The organism is Blautia ammoniilytica, from assembly GCF_025566965.1.
Lineage (GTDB): Bacteria > Bacillota > Clostridia > Lachnospirales > Lachnospiraceae > Blautia_A > Blautia_A ammoniilytica.
The window spans coordinates 22,174-40,375 of sequence record NZ_JAOQJL010000016.1 but is presented as its reverse complement, the minus strand read 5'-3'; the positions used below and the strand labels follow the sequence as shown (position 1 = coordinate 40,375).

Sequence of the window (18,202 nt, the reverse complement as noted above, 5' to 3'; positions counted from 1 at the left end):
TTTGCTTTATATGTTTGCTTTATATGTTTGCTTTATCTTTTACAATGATCAGCGAATAATAGCCAGGATCATCCGGGATCTTTTCCACACTGTCAAAGATCTGCTCGTCTTCCATGCCACAGTTACGGATCATCACCGCTTCTTCCCCCAGCTTTTGGATCTGCTGCCTGACTTCTTTCATCTTATGTCCTGCCTTCATCAGCACCTTTGTTCCCGGAAGCTTCAGCCCTTCCCGGATCTGATAGGAGGCCGGAAGCACATGAAGCTGCTGGCTTGTTTCTACCAGACCTGTATTCAGCCTTGCGCTGACTGCACAGAACGAAGGGATACCACTGATGATCTGTGTGTCATATCCCCGATCCGTTAGGATCCTATGTACATAAAGATATGTGGAATAAACAGTAGGATCTCCCAAAGTCAGAAAAGCCACCTTTTTCCCTTGCTCAAGAAGTCTTCCAAGAAGCTGTGCCCCTTTTTCATGATTTTCCTTCAGCTGCTTTTTGTCCTTTGTCATTGGCATAGGCACAGCAAGCAGTTCTTTTTCCCTGATTCCTTCCCATGCACCGTAAACGATCCGGTAGGCAATGCTTTGCTCTGGGATTTCTCCAGGCACTGCCACCACATCTGCCTCTTTTATAATTCTTAGGGCTTTTAGCGTAAGCAGTTCCGGGTCTCCCGGTCCTACTCCTACCCCGTATAATTTTCCGGTCATAATTCTCCTTTATACTCCTTTTGAATCTTCTGGATCAGACAGGGAGCATCCTCTGTCATTCCCAGATAGCCATAAACATTAGAAAATACCACTGCTCCCAGAAGGATCTGATCATAAGAGCGGTGATTCAGATAAAACTGGATCCGTTTCATCACCTGCTCCATTGCAGGCTTTAAGATTCCGTTCTGTTCCAGGATCTGTAATGCCTCATCTGTAGTATTGCATTCCAGGATCTTACGGGCACACTCCAGATCAGACCCTGCACGGATCCCATTGGCTGCCAGTACCTCCATCCTTCCGTCTGCATTATGAGAATGGGTATTCATGATCCCTGCTGCCACCTTTACAAACTTCCCAATATGAGCCACAAAAAGAATGCCTTTTACTCCCATATCAATGGCCATATCAATAGTTTCCCCTACATAATTGCTGCATTTTATATTTTTTTCAAATGGCAGATCCATATGATTTTTCAAATATTCTGCCCCATAATTTCCAGGGGTTACAAGAAGATATTCCTCTCCCTGGGTAAAATGCTGTCTCATCTCCACACGAATGCTTTCGATAAGTGCTTTCTCGCTCATAGGCTCCACGATCCCACTGGTACCTAAAATGGAAATCCCGCCCTCTATGCCAAGCCTTGGATTAAAGGTTTTCTGGGCTGTCTTTTCTCCCTCAGGTACAGAAATGATGATCTTAAGACCACCTTCATAATCCCATTCCTGGGCAGCCTCTTCTGCTTCTTTTTTGATCATCGCCCGCGGAACAGGATTAATGGCAGCCTCTCCTATTTGCTGGGATAATCCTGGCTTTGTCACCCGTCCTACACCGATTCCCCCATCGATAAGGATTCCCGGAGTACTAATTTTTTCTGCCGAGGCATACACAAGGAGCCCGCTGGTGGTATCCGGATCATCTCCCCCATCCTTTCGGATCGCACAGGATGCCTTGTCTTTGTCAATACAAATATCCTCAGGAATCAGAGAAAGCCGGATCCCTTTTGGCGTCATAATCGATACTTCTTCCACCTTTTTCCCGGACAGAAGCATCTTTACTGCAGCCTTTGAAGCCGCAGCTGCACAGGAACCTGTGGTATATCCAAAACGCATTTTCTTTTGTCCCTTAATGACGTAATAATCTTCCAGACCTGTTTTATGCATGCCTTTTCCTTTCCTGTGATATGATTCCTTCTTTGAAGCTATATTCAGCCTGTACGCTCTTATCTGATAACTTTTACACACCCTATACAACCTTATGTTTCAGCCATTTACGGCTGTGGAAACGCCAAATAAAGACGATGCCGCGGATGGTCCAGTCTGTAAACATTCCAAACCATACAGCCAGTGGTCCCATGCCTATAACACGGATCAGAAATACGCATAAACAGAACCGAAACACCCACATGCTTACACAAGAGGTGATCATAGAAAAACGCACATCACCGGCAGCACGCATTCCATATGCCGGGATAAAGGATACCACCCATACAAGCGGCTTGACCACTGTGATCCAGGCCATCATCTGAAAGCACATCCTTGCACTTTCCGGCTCCATACCGCCAAGAATGGTGATAGGCTTTGTAAGGGCAAATACCAGAAGGCAACATCCAATGATGATCATCTCAGCCACACAGCTCAGTTTCTTCACATAATAAACAGCCTCATCTTCCCTGCCTGCTCCGATACATTCTCCTACAATGGTCATCAGCCCGATCCCAACTCCCATAGCTGCCGTACCATTTAACATCTCCAGATTGTTAGTCATTGCCTGGGCTGCGATAGCTGTTGTACCAAGCGTGGAAACCGTAGACTGTATAGCAAGCTTTCCAAGCTGAAACATACTGTTCTCAATCCCGGAAGGAATCCCAAGTCCCAGGATCCTGCCGATCAATTTACGATCCGGACGTATCTTCAGATAATCCCTGACTACAATAGGCTGTCTGTCCTTCCTTAACTGCCAAAGTACAACAACTGCACAGAAGATCCTTGAAACCAGGGTTGCAATGGCAGCTCCTGCCACCCCCATATTAAACCCCCAGATCAGTATCGCATTGCCAACAATATTCATCACATTGGAGATTACTGAAATGATCAGTGGCCCTTTTGTATTTTCCTGTGCTCTGAAAATAGATGCACCAGAGTCATACAGTGCAATAAAAGGATAGGAAGCTGCTGAAAACAGAAAGTAAACAGAAGATGCTTCCATAACATCTGCATCTACTTTTCCAAAGATAAAATGAAGCAGAGGATCTTTAAAAAGAAGGCACAAAATAGTAACAGCAGCCGAAATGGACAGTATGATGAATAATACCTGTCTGGCTGATTTATTTGCCCTTTCATAATTACGCTGTCCCATATACTGAGCACAGATAATGGTTCCTCCTGCTGCAAGCGCAGAGAATGCCTGGATCAACAACACATTAATGGAATCCACAAGAGAAACTGCAGAAATAGCTGCAGATCCTACATTACTCACCATCATGGTATCAGCCGTACCCATAAAGGAATTCAACAGCTGTTCCAGAATGACCGGTACCAGAATGCTTTTTAACATTTTATTTGAAAAAAGATGTTTCTGCTCCATATATACTCCCTTTCCCTCTAATGAAGCTTTGTATTGACTGTCTTTTATCCTGAAGTCTTGTTATTTCTTTCTGAAAATGCTATGATTCTGTAATTAAAAAATCATTTAGAAAGGTAACCTTATGTGTCGTACCCTTACATATTCTGTTACAGACAAAGATGCAGGCGTAGAGATCCTTGATTTCCTGCGAAGCCATGGCTTTTCTCGCCATCTTCTGTCCTCGATGAAAAATGACCCAGGCTGCATCCGTCTGAATGAAGACCGTGGCTTTGGTCATACCCTGTTAAAAGAAGGGGATATACTTACCATCCTCCTTCGGGAAATGGATCCTCCATCTCTGATCTCTCCTGTAAAAATGGATTTGCAGATCCTGTTCGAGGATCAAGACCTGCTTGTTTTAAATAAACCTGCAGATATGCCGGTTCATCCATCTGCCGGCAATTATGAAAATACCCTGGCTAACGGAGTTTCTTATTATTTTGCTTCCAAAGAGCAGCCCTTTGTATACCGTTGTATCAACCGTCTGGATCGTGACACTTCCGGAGTCCTTGTGCTTGCCAAAAATGCTCTCAGTGCAGCTGTACTGTCCCAGCAGATGAAAGCCCGGCAGATCAAAAGAACTTATCTTGCCATTGTCACAGGGATCACACCCGAACATGGCACCATAGATGCTCCCATTGCCCGCGAAAACGGATCTGCCATTACCAGAATTGTGGACTTCCAAAATGGAGAAAAGGCGGTAACGCACTATGAGCGCCTCGCTGTCCATGCAAAGCGCTCACTTCTTGCTCTCCGACTGGACACAGGCCGGACACATCAGATCCGGGTCCACATGAAATATCTGGGCTTCCCTCTGCCAGGAGATTACTTATACAATCCGGACTACCAGATCATCCACAGACAGCCGCTCCACTCCTATCAGCTGGAATTCACCCATCCTGTGACCGGTAGTCCCCTTTTATTTACTGCACCTGTTCCACAGGACTTTGCGTCTGCCTTTACAAAGGAACTGTCATGACCAATGATACAATCCCCGGCTTCTGCCAGATGAATCATTTATTTTTGTCATAAATGATCATCAGCCCCTTCAAAAGAAGATCCTCATCCAGAACGATCTTCTTTTTGCAATAGGGAACTATCTTTTTGGAAAGGCCACCGGTTGCCACTACAAAGGGTTCTTTCCCAAGTTCCTCTCCGATCCGCTCCACGATTCCGTCCAAAGCAGCGGCATTGCTGTAGATCACACCGCTTTTCATACACTCAATGGTGTTTTTCCCAATGATCCTTCTAGGTGCGTCAATACTGATCCCACTAAGCTGGGATGCTCGTGCAGTGAGGGCATCCAGGGAAATGTTGATTCCCGGAAAGATCATGCCCCCTACATAATGCTTCTTCTCATCCACAACGCTTACTGTACTGGCAGTGCCCATATCGATAATGGCCAGAGGCAGCGGATATTCTGCAATCCCTGCCACAGCATTTGCCACCAGGTCTGCCCCCAGTGAGCCGGGGTTATCCATCATAATATTCAGTCCTGTTTTCACGCCAGGGCCTAATACCATCACTTCTTTTTTCAGGATCTTTTCAGCAGCCAGCTTCACTGCGTTGGTGATCTGAGGCACAACAGAAGAAATAATGCATCCTTCAATGTCATTCTTCTTAATGTGATAAATGTCCAGAAGCGTTTTAATGTCAACTGCATATTCCAATTCTGTTTTTGTTCTTACTGTAGAAAGCCTTTCAATAAAATAAGTCTTCTCCTTATCAATACAGCCGGCTACAATATTTGTGTTGCCAATATCGATTGCAAAAATCATGTTTCCTCCTGGTTACAGCCTTACGGCATCTCTTTTTACTGCTTCTGTGCCCTCAGTTGCTGTGCCGGGGAGCAGTCTTGCCTTATAAAGTGCAGCGCCTACCATTCCGGTGATCACAGTAGAAGAGATCATCTCACATACAGCATTAATTCCAACAAATGAGCAAATAAACACAATCACATTCTGGCCGCCCATCAGTCCCTGTATATACTCACTGTTGCCAAAAAGAACAACCAGCATTGTCATGAAAAACAGAGTATTAAGAAATGCGGAAAAGAAGCCTGTTACAGAGCAAGAAAGGTAAACATTCTTGGATTTCTTACGGGTTCCTCTGAAAATATATCCAAGAAGAATACCATCCAGAAATCTTGGTACAAATCTCTGAATAATAGCCAATGCAGGATTTATGGCAAAAAGTGTAGCACCCATGGCACTGGAGCCGCCAACGCCTATACACTGCAGACAGCTGGTAATACCAAACACTGCCCCTGCAACAGCTCCGCCTGCAGGCCCAAGTACAATGGCACTGATAGCTACCGGAATCACATTAAAGGTGATGGCAAGCGGGCCGATATTCAGATACCCAAGGGGTGTGTAGGCCATAAGAAGCAGGATGGCGATCATCAGGCCAAGCATAGTGATTTGTGATGTTTTCAGTTGATTTTTCATTTTGTCCTCCTTGTTATCGTTCCCTTTTCGGGATACAATACGGTGCTGGATCTGCGGATATTATAAATTTGTCCGCATCCTTTGGTTAATCAGTTACCTCCTGGTTCATAATCTCCAGGATCTTATCCAGGATCTTTCCGGCTGCATCCTCCTTGCTCATCAGCGGGAGTGATACTTCCTCATCCTGTGTAATCAGAGTCAGCACATTGGTATCTCCCTGGAATCCGGCTCCTGCCACCTTTACATTATTGGCAGCTACCATATCCAGGTTCTTCTTCTTTAGCTTGGCTCTGGAATTACTGAGCATATCGCGGGTTTCCATAGAAAATCCGCACAAAAACTGCCCGGGCACCTTATGCTCACCCAGGTATTTCAAAATATCCCTTGTTCTTTTTAGTGGAATGGACATCTGGTCATCCTGTTTTTTGAGCTTGTCCTCACTTACTGTAGCAGGGCAATAATCAGCTACTGCTGCAGCCTTGATGATAATATGCTGGCTGTCACTGATACTGGTCACAGCCTCATACATATCCTGGGCAGTTACAACAGGGATCAGCTTTACAAAAGCCGGAGGCTTAATGGCAACCGGTCCGCTGACCAGAGTTACCTCCGCTCCCCTTAGCATAGCTGCCTTTGCAATGGCATATCCCATCTTGCCAGAGGAATGATTCGTAATATAGCGTACCGGGTCAATGGGCTCCTGGGTAGGTCCTGCTGTTACCAGAACCTTCTTTCCTCTCAGATCCTTTGCTGCACCGATCTCCTGTAAAATATAAGTAAGAAGCGTCTCAGGCTCCGGCATCTTGCCTGCCCCTGTATCCCCACATGCCAGATATCCTACTGCAGGATCGATCACAGAGTATCCATAGCCTGCAAGAATCTTTAAATTATCCTGCACAATGGGATTCTCAAACATATTGGTATTCATTGCTGGGGAAATAAATTTCCTGCATCTGCACGCCAGAATCGTAGTGGTAAGCATATCATCTGCAATGCCATGGGCCAGCTTGCCGATCACATTCGCACTTGCCGGTGCGATCATCACCACATCAGCCTTCTTGGCAACAGATACATGCTCCACAGAAAACTGAAAATTCCTGTCAAAGGTATCCACAAGACATTTATTTCCTGTAAGTGTTTCAAAAGTAATAGGATTTATAAAATTACATGCATTCTTTGTCATAAGCACATGTACATCTGCATGAAGCTTTACAAGCGCACTGGCAAGATATGCGATTTTATATGCAGCAATGCTGCCTGTCACTCCCAGAAGCACAGTTTTGTCTTTTAACATGGAAATAAATCGTCCTCCTCTGTAAAATTTCGATATGATGGTGTTACTGTACACAGGTAATATCCTGGTTTATTATACGGCAGGGATTAATGGATTGCAATGGAATTTTTTTTACCCATTTGGTAAAATAGAAAAAAAGAGCAGTGAAACCATATTGAGAAAGGAATGATCACCATGAAAAATATACAGATCACCGGCTGGTGCAGCCGTTTTATAGAAGAGCAGGTACAGGAAGGAGACCTGTGCATAGATGCCACAGCAGGAAACGGCTCAGATACCCTTCTTCTTTCCAGACTTTGCGGAAGTACAGGCCATGTACTTGCCTTTGATATCCAAAGGGACGCCCTGGATCACACAAAGGAAAAGCTTTTGAAAGAAAGTCCCTTTCAGAACTGCAAATGCATCCTGGATTCCCATTCCAACATGGAAGCATATGCATCCCCAGATACAGTCAGCTGCATTGTATTTAACTTCGGCTATCTTCCAGGTGGGGATCATACCATATCTACAAGGATAAAAACAAGTATACCCGCTCTTTCTTCTTCGCTGAAGCTTCTGAAAAAAGGCGGGCTTTTGTCTCTTTGTATCTACAGCGGGGGAGATACAGGCTTTGAAGAGCATGATGCTGTCCTTAGCTGGCTGAAAAGCCTTGATCCCCACTGTTATCTTGTTATCAAAAGTGAATTTTATAACAGGCCCAATCATCCGCCGGTGCCTGTGCTGGTGATCCGGCTGAAATAAACGGATCAGTCCCGGAAGATCAGTCCAGAACCTTGATGTACTCGATCACAGGCTGCTGGTCTGCCGGGATGGTGCCATTGTCGTCTGTAGGCTTGGCATCTTTGCAGATGGCATCTACCACATCCATACCAGAGGTAACTTCTCCGAATGCAGCATAATCTCCGTCCAGGAAGGTGCTGTCTGTCTGCACGATAAAGAACTGTGAGCTGGCACTATCCGGATCACTGCTCCTTGCCATAGAGATCACGCCTCTCTTATGGGAGATGTTATTCTCCACCTTGTTATTCTTGAACTCCCCTTTAATGGTCTGATCAGAACCGCCGGTACCATTGCCAAGAGGATCTCCCCCCTGGATCATAAAGCCGTCCATGATCCTGTGAAAGGTAAGTCCATCATAAAAATTCTCCTGTACAAGCTTAATAAAATTAGTTACTGTAATAGGAGCTGTATCTGCATCCAGTTGTACATCGATGGTGCCATAATCCTTTACCTTGATCTCCACATCATGAGTACCGGTAAGGGACTTGCTTACATCCAGTGTAACTACATCCTCTGAAGATCCAGTATCTGCCGCTTTCTCCGGCTCCTGGGAGGTTTCTTCTGCAGCATCTTCTGCATCCTCTACAGGCTGTCCGCTCTGGCCTTCCTCCTGGCTGCCCTCCTGTACATCTTCTGTATCAGAACCATCAGAAATACCAGCCTTCTCTGCATCCTTTTCTGTTCCTTGCTGCTCTTCGGATGCAGTCTTTGCGGTTTCCTTATTATCTGTGTCTTTGTTTCCACACCCTGTGAACATGCAGGCTGAAAGCACTGCTGCACAAAGCACTGCAAGATATTTACGTTTCATATTCATTATGCCTCCCAGATTACTTTTATTATATTATAATGACTGTTTTTTTGTACTCTTATCGAATCCGATCAGGAAAGCCTACTTTTCTCTGAACCTTACGCAAAGTTTTTGTTGCATAATAGTTTGCCTTTTCTGCATTTCCCTTGATAACAGAATCAATATATGCCTTATCCTTTGAAAGTCTGGCGAACTCATCCTGAAGCGGTTTCAGCACACTGACAACAGCTTCTCCAACTGCAGGCTTGAAGTCTCCATATCCCTTACCCTGGAATTCCTTCACTGTTTCATCCGGTGTTTTACCTGTGCATGCACTGTAAATATCGATCAGATTCTTGATTCCCGGCTGCTCATCCCTGTACAGGATGCATCCTTCTGAGTCTGTAACTGCACGTTTGCACTTTCTCATAATAGTATCCGGATCATCCATCAGATAAATGCTTCCATTCGGGTTCTCATCAGATTTGGACATCTTTTTGGAAGGATCCTGAAGGCTCATGATCTTTGCACCTACCTTGCCGATATACGCTTCCGGAATTGTAAATACATCGCCGTAAATATTATTAAAACGCTCTGCAATGTTTCTTGTAAGTTCAAGATGCTGCATCTGGTCAATCCCCACCGGAACCACATCTGCCTGATACAGAAGAATATCTGCTGCCATCAGTACCGGATATGTAAAAAGTCCGCTGTTAATATTATCCGCATGTTTGGCTGCTTTGTCCTTAAACTGAGTCATACGGTTTAATTCTCCCATATAGGTAAAGCAGTCCAGGATCCATGCCAGTTCTGCATGACCGGACACGTGAGATTGATAATAGATGCAATTTTTCTTTGGATCCAGTCCTGCAGCAATATAAAGGGTAAGCAGATTCCTGGCTCTTTTGCGGAGCACTGCCGGATCCTGGCGTATGGTAATAGAGTGCATATCTACCACACTGTAAAAGCATTCATATTCATCACATAAAGTCACCCAATTCTTCAGAGCACCCAGATAATTACCCAGAGTAAGATTTCCTGTTGCCTGCATGCCGCTGAACAACACTTTATTTCCGTCGATCATAATGATTTCTCCTTCTTTTTTCATTCCTAGTCAGTTTAGCATTCTGTCACATTAAAGTCAATGTTGCAGTTACTTTTTATCTGCCGCTTATATCTACAGATGATTTTTATCTGGTCTTTTATCTGCCAGCTGTTTTATATTGCAAAACTGTTTTTTTCTGTTAAAATTAAAAAAGACAGTGTACAGCCTGTTATCATTTAAATCGAAAGAGAGGATCTGACATGGAAAAAATAACCAGTTTTACCATAGACCACATCAAATTGCAGCCTGGAGTATATGTATCCAGGAAAGACAAAGCAGGTGACAGCGTGATCACCACCTTTGATATCCGTATGACTTCCCCTAATGAAGAGCCTGTAATGAACACTGCTGAACTTCATACCATCGAGCACCTGGCTGCTACTTTTTTAAGAAACCATCCTGTATTTGGTCCTAAGATGATCTACTGGGGACCAATGGGCTGCCGCACCGGCAATTATCTTCTTTTAAATGGAGACTACGAATCCAGGGATATTGTTCCCCTTATGATTGAAACCTTTGAATTTATCCGCGATTTTGAAGGAGAAGTACCTGGTGCTTCTGCCAGGGATTGTGGCAACTATTTGGATATGAATCTTGGCATGGCCAAATATCTGGCAAAGAAATATCTGGAGCAGGTGCTTTACGATATCCGCCCGGATCGTCTGGTTTATCCAAAATAATGTTTTATTTACACAAGAAACGAACAGCACGGTCATCAAATGGCTGTGCTGTTCGTTTCTCAATTATTATTATTATTTTTGTAATGCTCTGTCTTATTGCTGCACAGTACCATCTGATACAGCTGCATCTGCCTGTGTACCGTCACTTACAGCCGCATTAGGATCTGCTGCTGCATTAGAGTCTGCTGCTGCATTAGGATCCGCTGCTGCATTAGGATCTGCTGCCACTGCAGTCACATAATCTCCGGACGCATATAAGGTCTGTCCATTATAGTTCACTTCGATCCATCCATTATCACATACACCAGTGCTGGTAAGCTGGACCCCTGCGCCAACTCCTGTAACAAGCTCTGCATCTGTGCTTGCATCTGCACGAAGGTTCACTTCTGTATTGGTAGTATATACACCGTCCTGCTTGGTAACATTAACACCGCTTGCTGTCTGTACAATAACAGGCTCCGGAGTAGGTGTTACTTCTGGGGTAGGTGTCACCTCTGGAGTAGGTGTTGGCTCCGGAGTAGGTGTGATCTCCACAACTGTTACTGTTGAACCGGCTCCATCATCAAACCCACATCCTGGAAGCACAATAGCGGCTCCCAGTACAAGCAATGCCAATAATGTTTTTTTCATAATATATTTCCTCCTGACTCAGCTGCATGAATGCGCTGATTATTCACATATTAGTTATTAAAATTGTATTACAACTAATATACATGATTATTTCAGAATATGCAACCCATTTTCCCAAAAGATTCTTAGAGTATCATATCCTTTCAAACAGCACATCCACCTGACCGCCGCAGATCATTCCAAGATTTCCCTGTTCTGCATTGGACAGATTATAGGATACACATTCAGGAGAAACAACTTGTGTGCAATACCGGATCGCCTCATACTCTACCCTGCCGCCTCCAATGCTGCCCCAGGTCTTTCCATCATCCCCAACCAGCATTTTGCTTCCCACTCCTCTGGGAGATGAGCCAGATTTGCTTATGATAGTAACCATTACACCTGTTCGGCCGGCTTCCACTGCATGCTGTACATCCTCATCACAATATGCCATATAATGCTGGTTTTTCACCTTTACGATCTCCGCCATAATACTGACTGCGATCTCTGTCGGCATCTGCCCTCCCAGCGGCAGGCCAATGGGTGCATGGACTGACTCCAGCTGTTCCCTGGTATAGCCTTCATTTTCCAGATTCTCCATAGTGATCCGTACCTTAGTCCTGCTTCCGATCATACCAAGATAGGTATAGGGCCGATCCAGAATCTGCCGAACACAGATACCGTCACCCGCATGGCCTCTTGTAACGATCACATAATAAGCATTTGCATATGCCGGGATCCTTGCAGATAGTTCTTCAAAAGGAGCCGGTACCAGTACATCAGCATCGGGAAACCTGTCTTTTGTAAGAAATTCCTCTCTTTCATCCATAACAGTAACATGGAATCCTAACATCTTACCTATCTTTGCTGTAGGACAGGATACATGACCTGCTCCAAGAAGGATCAGTCTTGGATTCTTCATGTAGATTTCCACAAAAAAAGATACTCCATAGATCTGCTTGATTCCGGTTTCCTCTATCTGATCTAATGCCTCTTCATAAGGGTGCCAGTCAAACCTTGGATCCGTCCCCTGCCATCCAAGGTCCGTCCTGTAAGCCTTCTGTCCCTGATGCTCTCCATCCAGGATCAAAACTGTTTTCAGTTTTCCCTGTTTTTCAAGTATATGGTATATTTCTCTATACATTTCCTGTGCCTCCGGCTATATGTGTTTTCAAGTCGAGCTGCTGTTACTCACCACCTGAAAGAGGTGGGAGTCTTCTCGACTGAGATTAAAATCTGCTATTATGCCAGCGCAAAGCCTTTAAAACTGAAAGCTGTTTTTATCCCTGTGGATATAAGTTCCCTGTTTTTCCCTGAGCAACCTGCCGCCTGATACGCATAAGGTTCCTCTAAGGAAAACACTGTCAATATCGCCATGAAGTGCAAAGCCTTCAAATGGGGTATTGTCTGTATTGCAAGCATGTGTCTTTGCTGAAATACTGCTTTCTTTTTCCGGGTCAAATATTACAATATCTGCATCGCTTCCCGGTGCAAGCACACCTTTTCTTGGGTATACACCATAAAGCTTTGCAGGATTTTCACATAACAGGCTGCACATCTGCTCCTGGCTGATCCTTCCCATTCGTACTCCATAGGTGTACAGCAGGCTTCCTCTTGTCTGTATTCCCGGAAGCCCTCCTGGGATCTTTGTAAAATCATCCTTTCCAAGAGCCCTCTGCTTCAATGTAAAGCTGCAATGATCTGTGGCAACTGTCTGGATCTGTCCATTTGCCAGTGCCTTCCATAAGCAGTCCTGATCTTCTTTTTTTCGAAGAGGAGGGGCACATACATATCTGGCTCCTTCAAAATCCGGCAGTGAATACTTACTATCATCTAGCAGCAGATAATGTGGACAGGTTTCCACATATACGATCTGTCCTCTTGCCCTGGCTGCCATAACTTCCTGATAAGCTTTCCGATTTGTAAGATGGACGATCATAACAGGTGCTCCAGCCGCTTCTGCGATTACCAGCAAACGGTGCACAGCTTCTGCCTCCATAGTATCCGGCCGCACCAACGGATGATTCTCAGGTCCCAGTCTGCCTGCTGCCTTTGCTTCCTGGGACAGTGCATCGATCACTTCTGCATTCTCGCAGTGTACTCCTGCAAAGCATCCTTCTTTATTTAGTTTCTTAATGATTTTGTAAATATCCCCATCCCCTACCATCATTGCCGGATAAGTCATATACAGCTTAAAGCTGGTGATCCCGGCATCGATCATATCCTGGATCTCTTTTTCTGTTTCTTCATTCCATTCCACGATAGACATATGGAATGAATAATCACAGGAGCATTTACCGTCTGCCTTTTTGTGCCATTTTTCCAGACCTTCTTTTAATGTATGGCCGCCTTTATCCTGTGACGCATAATCCACCACCATGGTGGTGCCTCCAAGAAGAGCCGCTTTTGTACCAGTTTCAAAATCATCCGCTGTAACAGTCCCCGCCACATCCAAGTCAAGATGAGTATGTCCGTCAATAAATCCGGGGAACAAAAGCTTTCCTGTTACATCTATAACGTTTGCCCCATCTTCCGGAAGTTTCTCTCCGACAGCAAGGATCTTCTCTCCATCTGTCAGTACATCTGCTTTCATTGACTTTTCTCCTGACACAACCGTTCCGTTCTTAAGTAAATATCTCATGGTGATACCTCCTTATCATTCAGGTTTTATGATTCCACTGTCCCGGGGACTGGCCCCATTATGAACATGTTGCCCTAAGGCATCATATCCGTTTGCTTCAATATAGCACTTTTGTACAGATTATTCCATACATATCCTTTAATTTTACAATTTTTTTTAGCTTTCCACATTTTTTTTGTGAAAATCCTTTTTATTTTTTTGCGCCTGTGATATACTATGATTACAGTATCAACAGGTCTGAGACCACCTGTGCATACACAAGGAGGACAAGCGACCATTTGCCTGGCAGCCGTAAAGGCACTAAGCAGTTACCATTATTTTATAGAAAAGGAGGCAGCTTTTATGGGACGTCTGACTGTCTTAAAACAAATCGCCCAGGATCTGGCTTCAGAATTCGGGCCTGACTGTGAGGTTGTGATCCATGACCTGAAAACCAAGGATCCTGAACACTCTATTGTTTATATCGTAAACGGCCATGTTACAGGACGCAGCATTGGGGACGGGCCTTCAGATGCAGTGTTTGATGTAATTCGCAACCGGAACCGCAAAGGCAGCGAACCTTCTGACCACTCTGGTTATCTGATGAAAACCAGTGACGGCAAGATTCTGAAATGCAGCACATCCTATATCCGTGATGATGATGGATCTCTCCATTATGTATTTGGGATCAATTATGATATTACCAAGCTTACCATGATCGAGAATGCGCTCCACGCACTGATCACCCCACAGAATAAGGAAGAAAAGCCAAAGCAGATCTCTCACAATGTGAATGATTTGCTGGATCGCTTGATTGAGGAGTCCGTAGCACTTGCAGGCAAGCCAGTTGCATTGATGAATAAGGATGACAAAGTAAAAGCCATCCAGTTCCTAAATGATTCAGGGGCATTTCTTATTACAAAGTCAGGAGATAAGGTAGCCAATTATTTTGGCATTTCCAAATATACGCTATACAGCTATATTGATGTTAATAAGTAATTTTCCAAAGAAAAGGCCTGCGGCCTGGAAGAGATTTCACTTTTCTTCCAGAGCGCAGGCTTCTTTATAAATTTCACAGGCGCCGCTGTTTACGCATCTTTTATAAGCACAGTCCATAAATGTCAGCTTTTTCTTTCCATCTGTGATCTCATATTCACAGCATACCGTATTACTTCCATTCATGGTCCTGCAAAATCCTGAAATAAATTCCTCTTCCACTTCTCTCCCCTCCTTGAAATCCCCTGCCAAAACAGCTATACTGTAATCATAAAAACAACCTATAAGGAGGCCATTATGAATCAGGAAATGTACGAAGAAGCAGTCCGCTCTAATATATTATCCAGACAGCTGATCGAAGAACTTCTCAACAGCCTGGACTATACCGGTATCTCATTCATCAATTCGACTATTGAAGTCCTAAAAGTAATCCGAACCCGTCTGGAACGTGGTGACAGGATCACAGATGAAGTATCCGGGATCACATATACCATGGACAGCTTTTATAATTTTGTAAAGGACCATTTTTCTTCTTATATCCTGAGCCAGGTTTTTGACGACCCGGCCCATGCAGAAAAAGTGTATTTTTCACTGGAGCCCTGCGATGGAGGCTATAATCTGGTCATGGCAGACTCTTCTCACAACAAGACTTATGAGTGGATCTCCTCCCTAAGCGAGCGGTTCTCCCTGGTGCATATGATCTCTACAGGGATCGTATATCTGAAGGACGTTAAGACCAATACATACCAGCCTTTCATCTCCGGCAACGGCAAATACTGCCGCTATGATAAAGAGTCCGGACATTTGGTAGAGCTTTAATCTTTCAGCTTGTGGATAAAGATCCCGCTGCGAAGCTTTGGCTCAAACCAGGTAGACTTGGGCGGCATCAGCTTACCCTCATCAGCGATCTGCATCAGATCCTCAACAGAGGTGGGATACATGGCAAATGCAATCCCACCTTCTTCTTTTGCCAGTTCTCCCAGCTGTTTCAGGCTTCGATTGCCTCCTACAAAGCGTATCCTTGGATCCCGCCTTTCATCTTTGATCCCCAGGACAGGTGCCAGCACTTTGTCATGAAGGATCTGCACATCCAACTGCCCCACAATATCCTTCTTTTCATATACATCCGGCCATGCCTTCAAATGGAACCACTGTCCGCCTATATACAGGCCGATGCAATGCTTCTCCACAGGCTTACATGGAAATCCGGGCATAGCCACTAATTCAAAATTAAACTTCAGGCTTGCAAGGAATGCCTGTTCTGTCAGACCATTCAGATCCTTTACGATCCTGTTGTAAGGAAGGATGGTAAGCTGGTCAAAGGGAAAAACAACAGAAAGGAAAAAGTTAAATTCTTCCTCACCTGTATAGTCTGGATGCTCCTGTCTTCTCTTCTGCCCTACCTTCACAGCAGATGCAGCCCTGTGATGGCCATCTGCAATATAAAAGGCAGGGATATCACCAAACTCCTGTGAAATCTTCCGGATGGTATCCTCATCATCAATCACCCACACCCTGTGGATCACTTCATCCTCTGCCGCAAAATCATAAACTGCCTTGTGGGATTCTTTCCATTGTTCCATCAGAGAAAGAAGCTGCTGTGTATATCTGCAGGCAAGATAAATAGGGCCTGTATTGGCATCACACACATCTACGTGGCGGATACGGTCCAGTTCCTTATCTTCCCTTGTAAGCTCATGCTTTTTCACTACACCATTCATATAGTCGTCAATGGATGCACAGCCTGCAATCCCTGTCTGGGTCCTGCCTTTACGAACCAGTTCATAAATATAATAGCAGGGATCAGGATCCTGGATCATAGTTCCTGTTTCTTCCATTTTTTCCAGGTTTTCTTTTGCCTTCTGATAAACAGAAGGGTCATACAGATCTACATCCGGAGGCAGGTCCATCTCAGCCCTATCCACATGCAGAAAGGAATCCGGATTTGCTTTTCCTATCGCCCTGGCTTCTTCACGGTTCACCACATCATACGGAAGTGCAGCCACCTTTGCCGCCTTCTCCGGTACAGGACGAAGGGCACGAAAAGCCCTTAATATGGCCATAATAATCTCTCCTCTCATCTCTAAGTACAGTTATCTGCAGAATAATTTACCCAAAAACATCAGTTTATTTTACCACAGTTTCCACCCCATGACAATGAGCCTAATTTTTTTTTGAAATACCTAAATATTTTTGCATATTTCTATTGTAAATTATTTATTTTATGATATTATAGAAATAAGAAATTATAAATTTTAAAAAAACATAAAGGGAGGTTGTTTCATATGACAGAAGGATTGAAATGGACTGTGAACCAGGTGCCAAAGTCTTCTGATTCCTACCTGGATCTTATGTCCGAGGAAAACGTAGCAAAAGCCAATGAATTCCATAAAAGCTTTCCCCAGTATTCTGTAACACCCCTGCAGAAGCTTTCTGCCCTGGCCAGTTTTTTGGGCGTAAACAATATTTTCTGCAAGGACGAATCCTACCGTTTCGGGCTGAATGCTTTTAAAGTGCTGGGCGGATCCTATGCAATGGGCCGTTATATTGCAAAAGAACTTGGGAAAGATATCAGCCAGCTGCCTTATAATGTTCTCTCTTCTGAAGAACTTCGTAAAGAATTCGGACAGGCCACTTTCTTTACTGCTACAGATGGCAACCACGGACGTGGCGTTGCATGGGCAGCTCATCGCCTTGGACAGAAGGCCGTTGTGCGGATGCCGAAAGGTACAACCAAGACCCGTTTTGACAATATTGCAAAAGAAGGCGCAGAAGTTACTATTGAAGAAGTAAACTATGATGACTGTGTAAGGATGGCAGCTGCTGAAGCCGCCAAAACCCCTCATGGGATCATTGTCCAGGATACTGCCTGGGACGGTTATGAAGAGATTCCTTCCTGGATCATGCAGGGATATGGCACTTTGGTTCTGGAAGCAGATCATCAGATGGAAGAAGCCGGTGTGCGGCCTACTCACGTATTTGTTCAGGCTGGCGTAGGCTCCCTTGCAGGTGCTGTGGTAGGTTATTTTGCAAACAAATATAAAGAAAATCCTCCCATCATGGTGGTGTGCGAAGCAGGCGCAGCTGATTGCCTTTACCGCTCTGCCTGTGCAAAGACCGGTGATCTTGTAAATGTAACCGGAGACCTTGCCACTATCATGGCTGGACTTGCTTGTGGCGAGGGCAATACCATCGGATGGGATATCCTTAAGAACCATGTTTCCGTATTTGCATCATGTCCTGACTGGATGAGTGCAAAAGCTACAAGAATTTATGCCAACCCGCTTGGAGATGATCCTAAGGTTATTTCCGGTGAATCCGGCTCTGTACCGCTTGGCCTTGTTTACACTGCGCTTCATGATGCAGATGCAGCAGACCTTAAAGAAGCCCTTCACCTGGATGCGGATTCCAACATCCTTGTGATCTCCACAGAGGGAGACACTGACCCGGTACGCTACCGTGAGATCGTATGGGACGGTCTTTATGGCACATCCCAGTCTCTCAGTAAATAATCAGAACATAATTATTCATTTAATATTACACATATACA

The 18,202-nt window shown here is 44.6% G+C and carries 19 protein-coding genes; 6 read left to right on the top strand and 13 right to left on the bottom strand.

The features are described 5' to 3' along the window. Window positions 1–19 precede the first annotated feature (19 nt). The 3 genes from cobI to OCV61_RS09455 all read right to left on the bottom strand — a co-directional run bounded on the left by cobI (window position 20) and on the right by OCV61_RS09455 (window position 3,295). Window positions 20–712: a precorrin-2 C(20)-methyltransferase gene (gene cobI / locus OCV61_RS09465; protein ID WP_158421600.1), complete on the bottom strand. Its 693-nt coding sequence runs from the start codon at window positions 710–712 to the stop codon at window positions 20–22. Next, window positions 709–1,872, bottom strand: a complete 1,164-nt coding sequence (cbiD, locus tag OCV61_RS09460; protein ID WP_158421599.1) for a cobalt-precorrin-5B (C(1))-methyltransferase CbiD — start codon at window positions 1,870–1,872, stop codon at window positions 709–711. Before cbiD ends, cobI begins: the two co-directional genes overlap by 4 nt. 82 nt (window positions 1,873–1,954) lie before the next feature. Then, complete coding sequence (locus OCV61_RS09455; RefSeq protein WP_158421598.1) at window positions 1,955–3,295, bottom strand: MATE family efflux transporter; 1,341 nt, start codon at window positions 3,293–3,295, stop codon at window positions 1,955–1,957. Window positions 3,296–3,416: 121 nt separating this feature from the next. On the opposite strand from OCV61_RS09455, the gene OCV61_RS09450 reads away from it, so the two are divergent. Next, on the top strand, window positions 3,417–4,313 hold the full coding sequence (locus OCV61_RS09450; protein WP_158421597.1) for an RluA family pseudouridine synthase: 897 nt from the start codon (window positions 3,417–3,419) through the stop codon (window positions 4,311–4,313). A gap of 34 nt (window positions 4,314–4,347) precedes the next feature. On the opposite strand, the gene OCV61_RS09445 is transcribed toward OCV61_RS09450, so the two are convergent. The 3 genes from OCV61_RS09445 to coaBC all read right to left on the bottom strand — a co-directional run bounded on the left by OCV61_RS09445 (window position 4,348) and on the right by coaBC (window position 7,075). Continuing rightward, the gene (locus OCV61_RS09445) at window positions 4,348–5,112 is read right to left on the bottom strand and encodes a type III pantothenate kinase (RefSeq protein WP_158421596.1); all 765 of its coding nucleotides are present in this window, start codon (window positions 5,110–5,112) and stop codon (window positions 4,348–4,350) included. Window positions 5,113–5,124: 12 nt separating this feature from the next. After that, window positions 5,125–5,781: an ECF transporter S component gene (locus OCV61_RS09440; RefSeq protein ID WP_158421595.1), complete on the bottom strand. Its 657-nt coding sequence runs from the start codon at window positions 5,779–5,781 to the stop codon at window positions 5,125–5,127. Window positions 5,782–5,866: 85 nt separating this feature from the next. Then, window positions 5,867–7,075 (bottom strand): bifunctional phosphopantothenoylcysteine decarboxylase/phosphopantothenate--cysteine ligase CoaBC, encoded by a 1,209-nt coding sequence (coaBC, locus tag OCV61_RS09435; protein ID WP_158421594.1) that lies wholly within the window; start codon window positions 7,073–7,075, stop codon window positions 5,867–5,869. 174 nt (window positions 7,076–7,249) lie between these two features. Between coaBC and mnmM the strand changes: the two genes are divergently transcribed. Next, a complete protein-coding gene (gene mnmM / locus OCV61_RS09430; RefSeq protein ID WP_158421593.1) occupies window positions 7,250–7,816 on the top strand; it encodes a tRNA 5-(aminomethyl)-2-thiouridylate-methyltransferase MnmM in 567 nt (188 codons plus the stop codon). Between the two features lie 19 nt (window positions 7,817–7,835). Here the strand turns inward: mnmM and OCV61_RS09425 are convergent, their stop codons facing one another. Both OCV61_RS09425 and trpS read right to left on the bottom strand, forming a co-directional pair. Next, a complete protein-coding gene (locus OCV61_RS09425; protein ID WP_158421592.1) occupies window positions 7,836–8,663 on the bottom strand; it encodes a peptidylprolyl isomerase in 828 nt (275 codons plus the stop codon). A 58-nt stretch (window positions 8,664–8,721) separates the two neighbouring features. Further along, window positions 8,722–9,726 (bottom strand): tryptophan--tRNA ligase, encoded by a 1,005-nt coding sequence (trpS, locus tag OCV61_RS09420; RefSeq protein ID WP_158421626.1) that lies wholly within the window; start codon window positions 9,724–9,726, stop codon window positions 8,722–8,724. Between the two features lie 221 nt (window positions 9,727–9,947). On the opposite strand from trpS, the gene OCV61_RS09415 reads away from it, so the two are divergent. Continuing rightward, window positions 9,948–10,427, top strand: coding sequence for an S-ribosylhomocysteine lyase (locus OCV61_RS09415; RefSeq protein WP_158421591.1), 480 nt, complete (start codon window positions 9,948–9,950; stop codon window positions 10,425–10,427). A gap of 93 nt (window positions 10,428–10,520) precedes the next feature. Here OCV61_RS09415 and OCV61_RS09410 read toward each other — a convergent pair whose 3' ends face one another. The 3 genes from OCV61_RS09410 to hydA form a co-directional block, all read right to left on the bottom strand. After that, window positions 10,521–11,057, bottom strand: coding sequence for an SH3 domain-containing protein (locus OCV61_RS09410; protein WP_158421590.1), 537 nt, complete (start codon window positions 11,055–11,057; stop codon window positions 10,521–10,523). Between the two features lie 133 nt (window positions 11,058–11,190). Beyond that, window positions 11,191–12,180 carry an XdhC family protein gene (locus OCV61_RS09405; RefSeq protein ID WP_158421589.1) on the bottom strand — a complete coding sequence of 330 codons (990 nt, stop codon included), beginning with the start codon at window positions 12,178–12,180 and terminating at the stop codon, window positions 11,191–11,193. A gap of 117 nt (window positions 12,181–12,297) precedes the next feature. Beyond that, entirely contained in the window at window positions 12,298–13,677 is a 1,380-nt protein-coding gene (gene hydA, locus OCV61_RS09400) for a dihydropyrimidinase (RefSeq protein ID WP_158421588.1), read from the bottom strand. Window positions 13,678–14,019: 342 nt separating this feature from the next. On the opposite strand from hydA, the gene OCV61_RS09395 reads away from it, so the two are divergent. Continuing rightward, on the top strand, window positions 14,020–14,655 hold the full coding sequence (locus tag OCV61_RS09395) for a helix-turn-helix transcriptional regulator (protein WP_158421587.1): 636 nt from the start codon (window positions 14,020–14,022) through the stop codon (window positions 14,653–14,655). Between the two features lie 36 nt (window positions 14,656–14,691). On the opposite strand, the gene OCV61_RS09390 is transcribed toward OCV61_RS09395, so the two are convergent. Further along, complete coding sequence (locus OCV61_RS09390) at window positions 14,692–14,874, bottom strand: hypothetical protein (protein ID WP_158421586.1); 183 nt, start codon at window positions 14,872–14,874, stop codon at window positions 14,692–14,694. 75 nt (window positions 14,875–14,949) lie between these two features. Here OCV61_RS09390 and OCV61_RS09385 point away from each other — a divergent pair, with 75 nt between their 5' ends. Beyond that, window positions 14,950–15,471, top strand: coding sequence for a hypothetical protein (locus OCV61_RS09385; RefSeq protein ID WP_158421585.1), 522 nt, complete (start codon window positions 14,950–14,952; stop codon window positions 15,469–15,471). On the opposite strand, the gene OCV61_RS09380 is transcribed toward OCV61_RS09385, so the two are convergent. Next, window positions 15,468–16,715: a DUF1015 domain-containing protein gene (locus OCV61_RS09380; RefSeq protein ID WP_158421584.1), complete on the bottom strand. Its 1,248-nt coding sequence runs from the start codon at window positions 16,713–16,715 to the stop codon at window positions 15,468–15,470. The genes OCV61_RS09385 and OCV61_RS09380 overlap by 4 nt on opposite strands. A 222-nt stretch (window positions 16,716–16,937) precedes the next feature. On the opposite strand from OCV61_RS09380, the gene dpaL reads away from it, so the two are divergent. Beyond that, on the top strand, window positions 16,938–18,164 hold the full coding sequence (gene dpaL, locus OCV61_RS09375) for a diaminopropionate ammonia-lyase (RefSeq protein WP_158421583.1): 1,227 nt from the start codon (window positions 16,938–16,940) through the stop codon (window positions 18,162–18,164). Window positions 18,165–18,202 lie beyond the last annotated feature (38 nt).

Excerpts from the sequence above, each read along its gene's own strand:
- cobI (WP_158421600.1), bottom strand. The coding sequence starts at position 712 with ATGACCGGAAAATTATACGGGGTAGGAGTAGGACCGGGAGACCCGGAA.
- cbiD (WP_158421599.1), bottom strand. The coding sequence starts at position 1,872 with ATGCATAAAACAGGTCTGGAAGATTATTACGTCATTAAGGGACAAAAG.
- OCV61_RS09455 (WP_158421598.1), bottom strand. The coding sequence starts at position 3,295 with ATGGAGCAGAAACATCTTTTTTCAAATAAAATGTTAAAAAGCATTCTG.
- OCV61_RS09450 (WP_158421597.1), top strand. The coding sequence starts at position 3,417 with ATGTGTCGTACCCTTACATATTCTGTTACAGACAAAGATGCAGGCGTA.
- OCV61_RS09445 (WP_158421596.1), bottom strand. The coding sequence starts at position 5,112 with ATGATTTTTGCAATCGATATTGGCAACACAAATATTGTAGCCGGCTGT.
- OCV61_RS09440 (WP_158421595.1), bottom strand. The coding sequence starts at position 5,781 with ATGAAAAATCAACTGAAAACATCACAAATCACTATGCTTGGCCTGATG.
- coaBC (WP_158421594.1), bottom strand. The coding sequence starts at position 7,075 with ATGTTAAAAGACAAAACTGTGCTTCTGGGAGTGACAGGCAGCATTGCT.
- mnmM (WP_158421593.1), top strand. The coding sequence starts at position 7,250 with ATGAAAAATATACAGATCACCGGCTGGTGCAGCCGTTTTATAGAAGAG.
- OCV61_RS09425 (WP_158421592.1), bottom strand. The coding sequence starts at position 8,663 with ATGAAACGTAAATATCTTGCAGTGCTTTGTGCAGCAGTGCTTTCAGCC.
- trpS (WP_158421626.1), bottom strand. The coding sequence starts at position 9,726 with ATGATCGACGGAAATAAAGTGTTGTTCAGCGGCATGCAGGCAACAGGA.
- OCV61_RS09415 (WP_158421591.1), top strand. The coding sequence starts at position 9,948 with ATGGAAAAAATAACCAGTTTTACCATAGACCACATCAAATTGCAGCCT.
- OCV61_RS09410 (WP_158421590.1), bottom strand. The coding sequence starts at position 11,057 with ATGAAAAAAACATTATTGGCATTGCTTGTACTGGGAGCCGCTATTGTG.
- OCV61_RS09405 (WP_158421589.1), bottom strand. The coding sequence starts at position 12,180 with ATGTATAGAGAAATATACCATATACTTGAAAAACAGGGAAAACTGAAA.
- hydA (WP_158421588.1), bottom strand. The coding sequence starts at position 13,677 with ATGAGATATTTACTTAAGAACGGAACGGTTGTGTCAGGAGAAAAGTCA.
- OCV61_RS09395 (WP_158421587.1), top strand. The coding sequence starts at position 14,020 with ATGGGACGTCTGACTGTCTTAAAACAAATCGCCCAGGATCTGGCTTCA.
- OCV61_RS09385 (WP_158421585.1), top strand. The coding sequence starts at position 14,950 with ATGAATCAGGAAATGTACGAAGAAGCAGTCCGCTCTAATATATTATCC.
- OCV61_RS09380 (WP_158421584.1), bottom strand. The coding sequence starts at position 16,715 with ATGGCCATATTAAGGGCTTTTCGTGCCCTTCGTCCTGTACCGGAGAAG.
- dpaL (WP_158421583.1), top strand. The coding sequence starts at position 16,938 with ATGACAGAAGGATTGAAATGGACTGTGAACCAGGTGCCAAAGTCTTCT.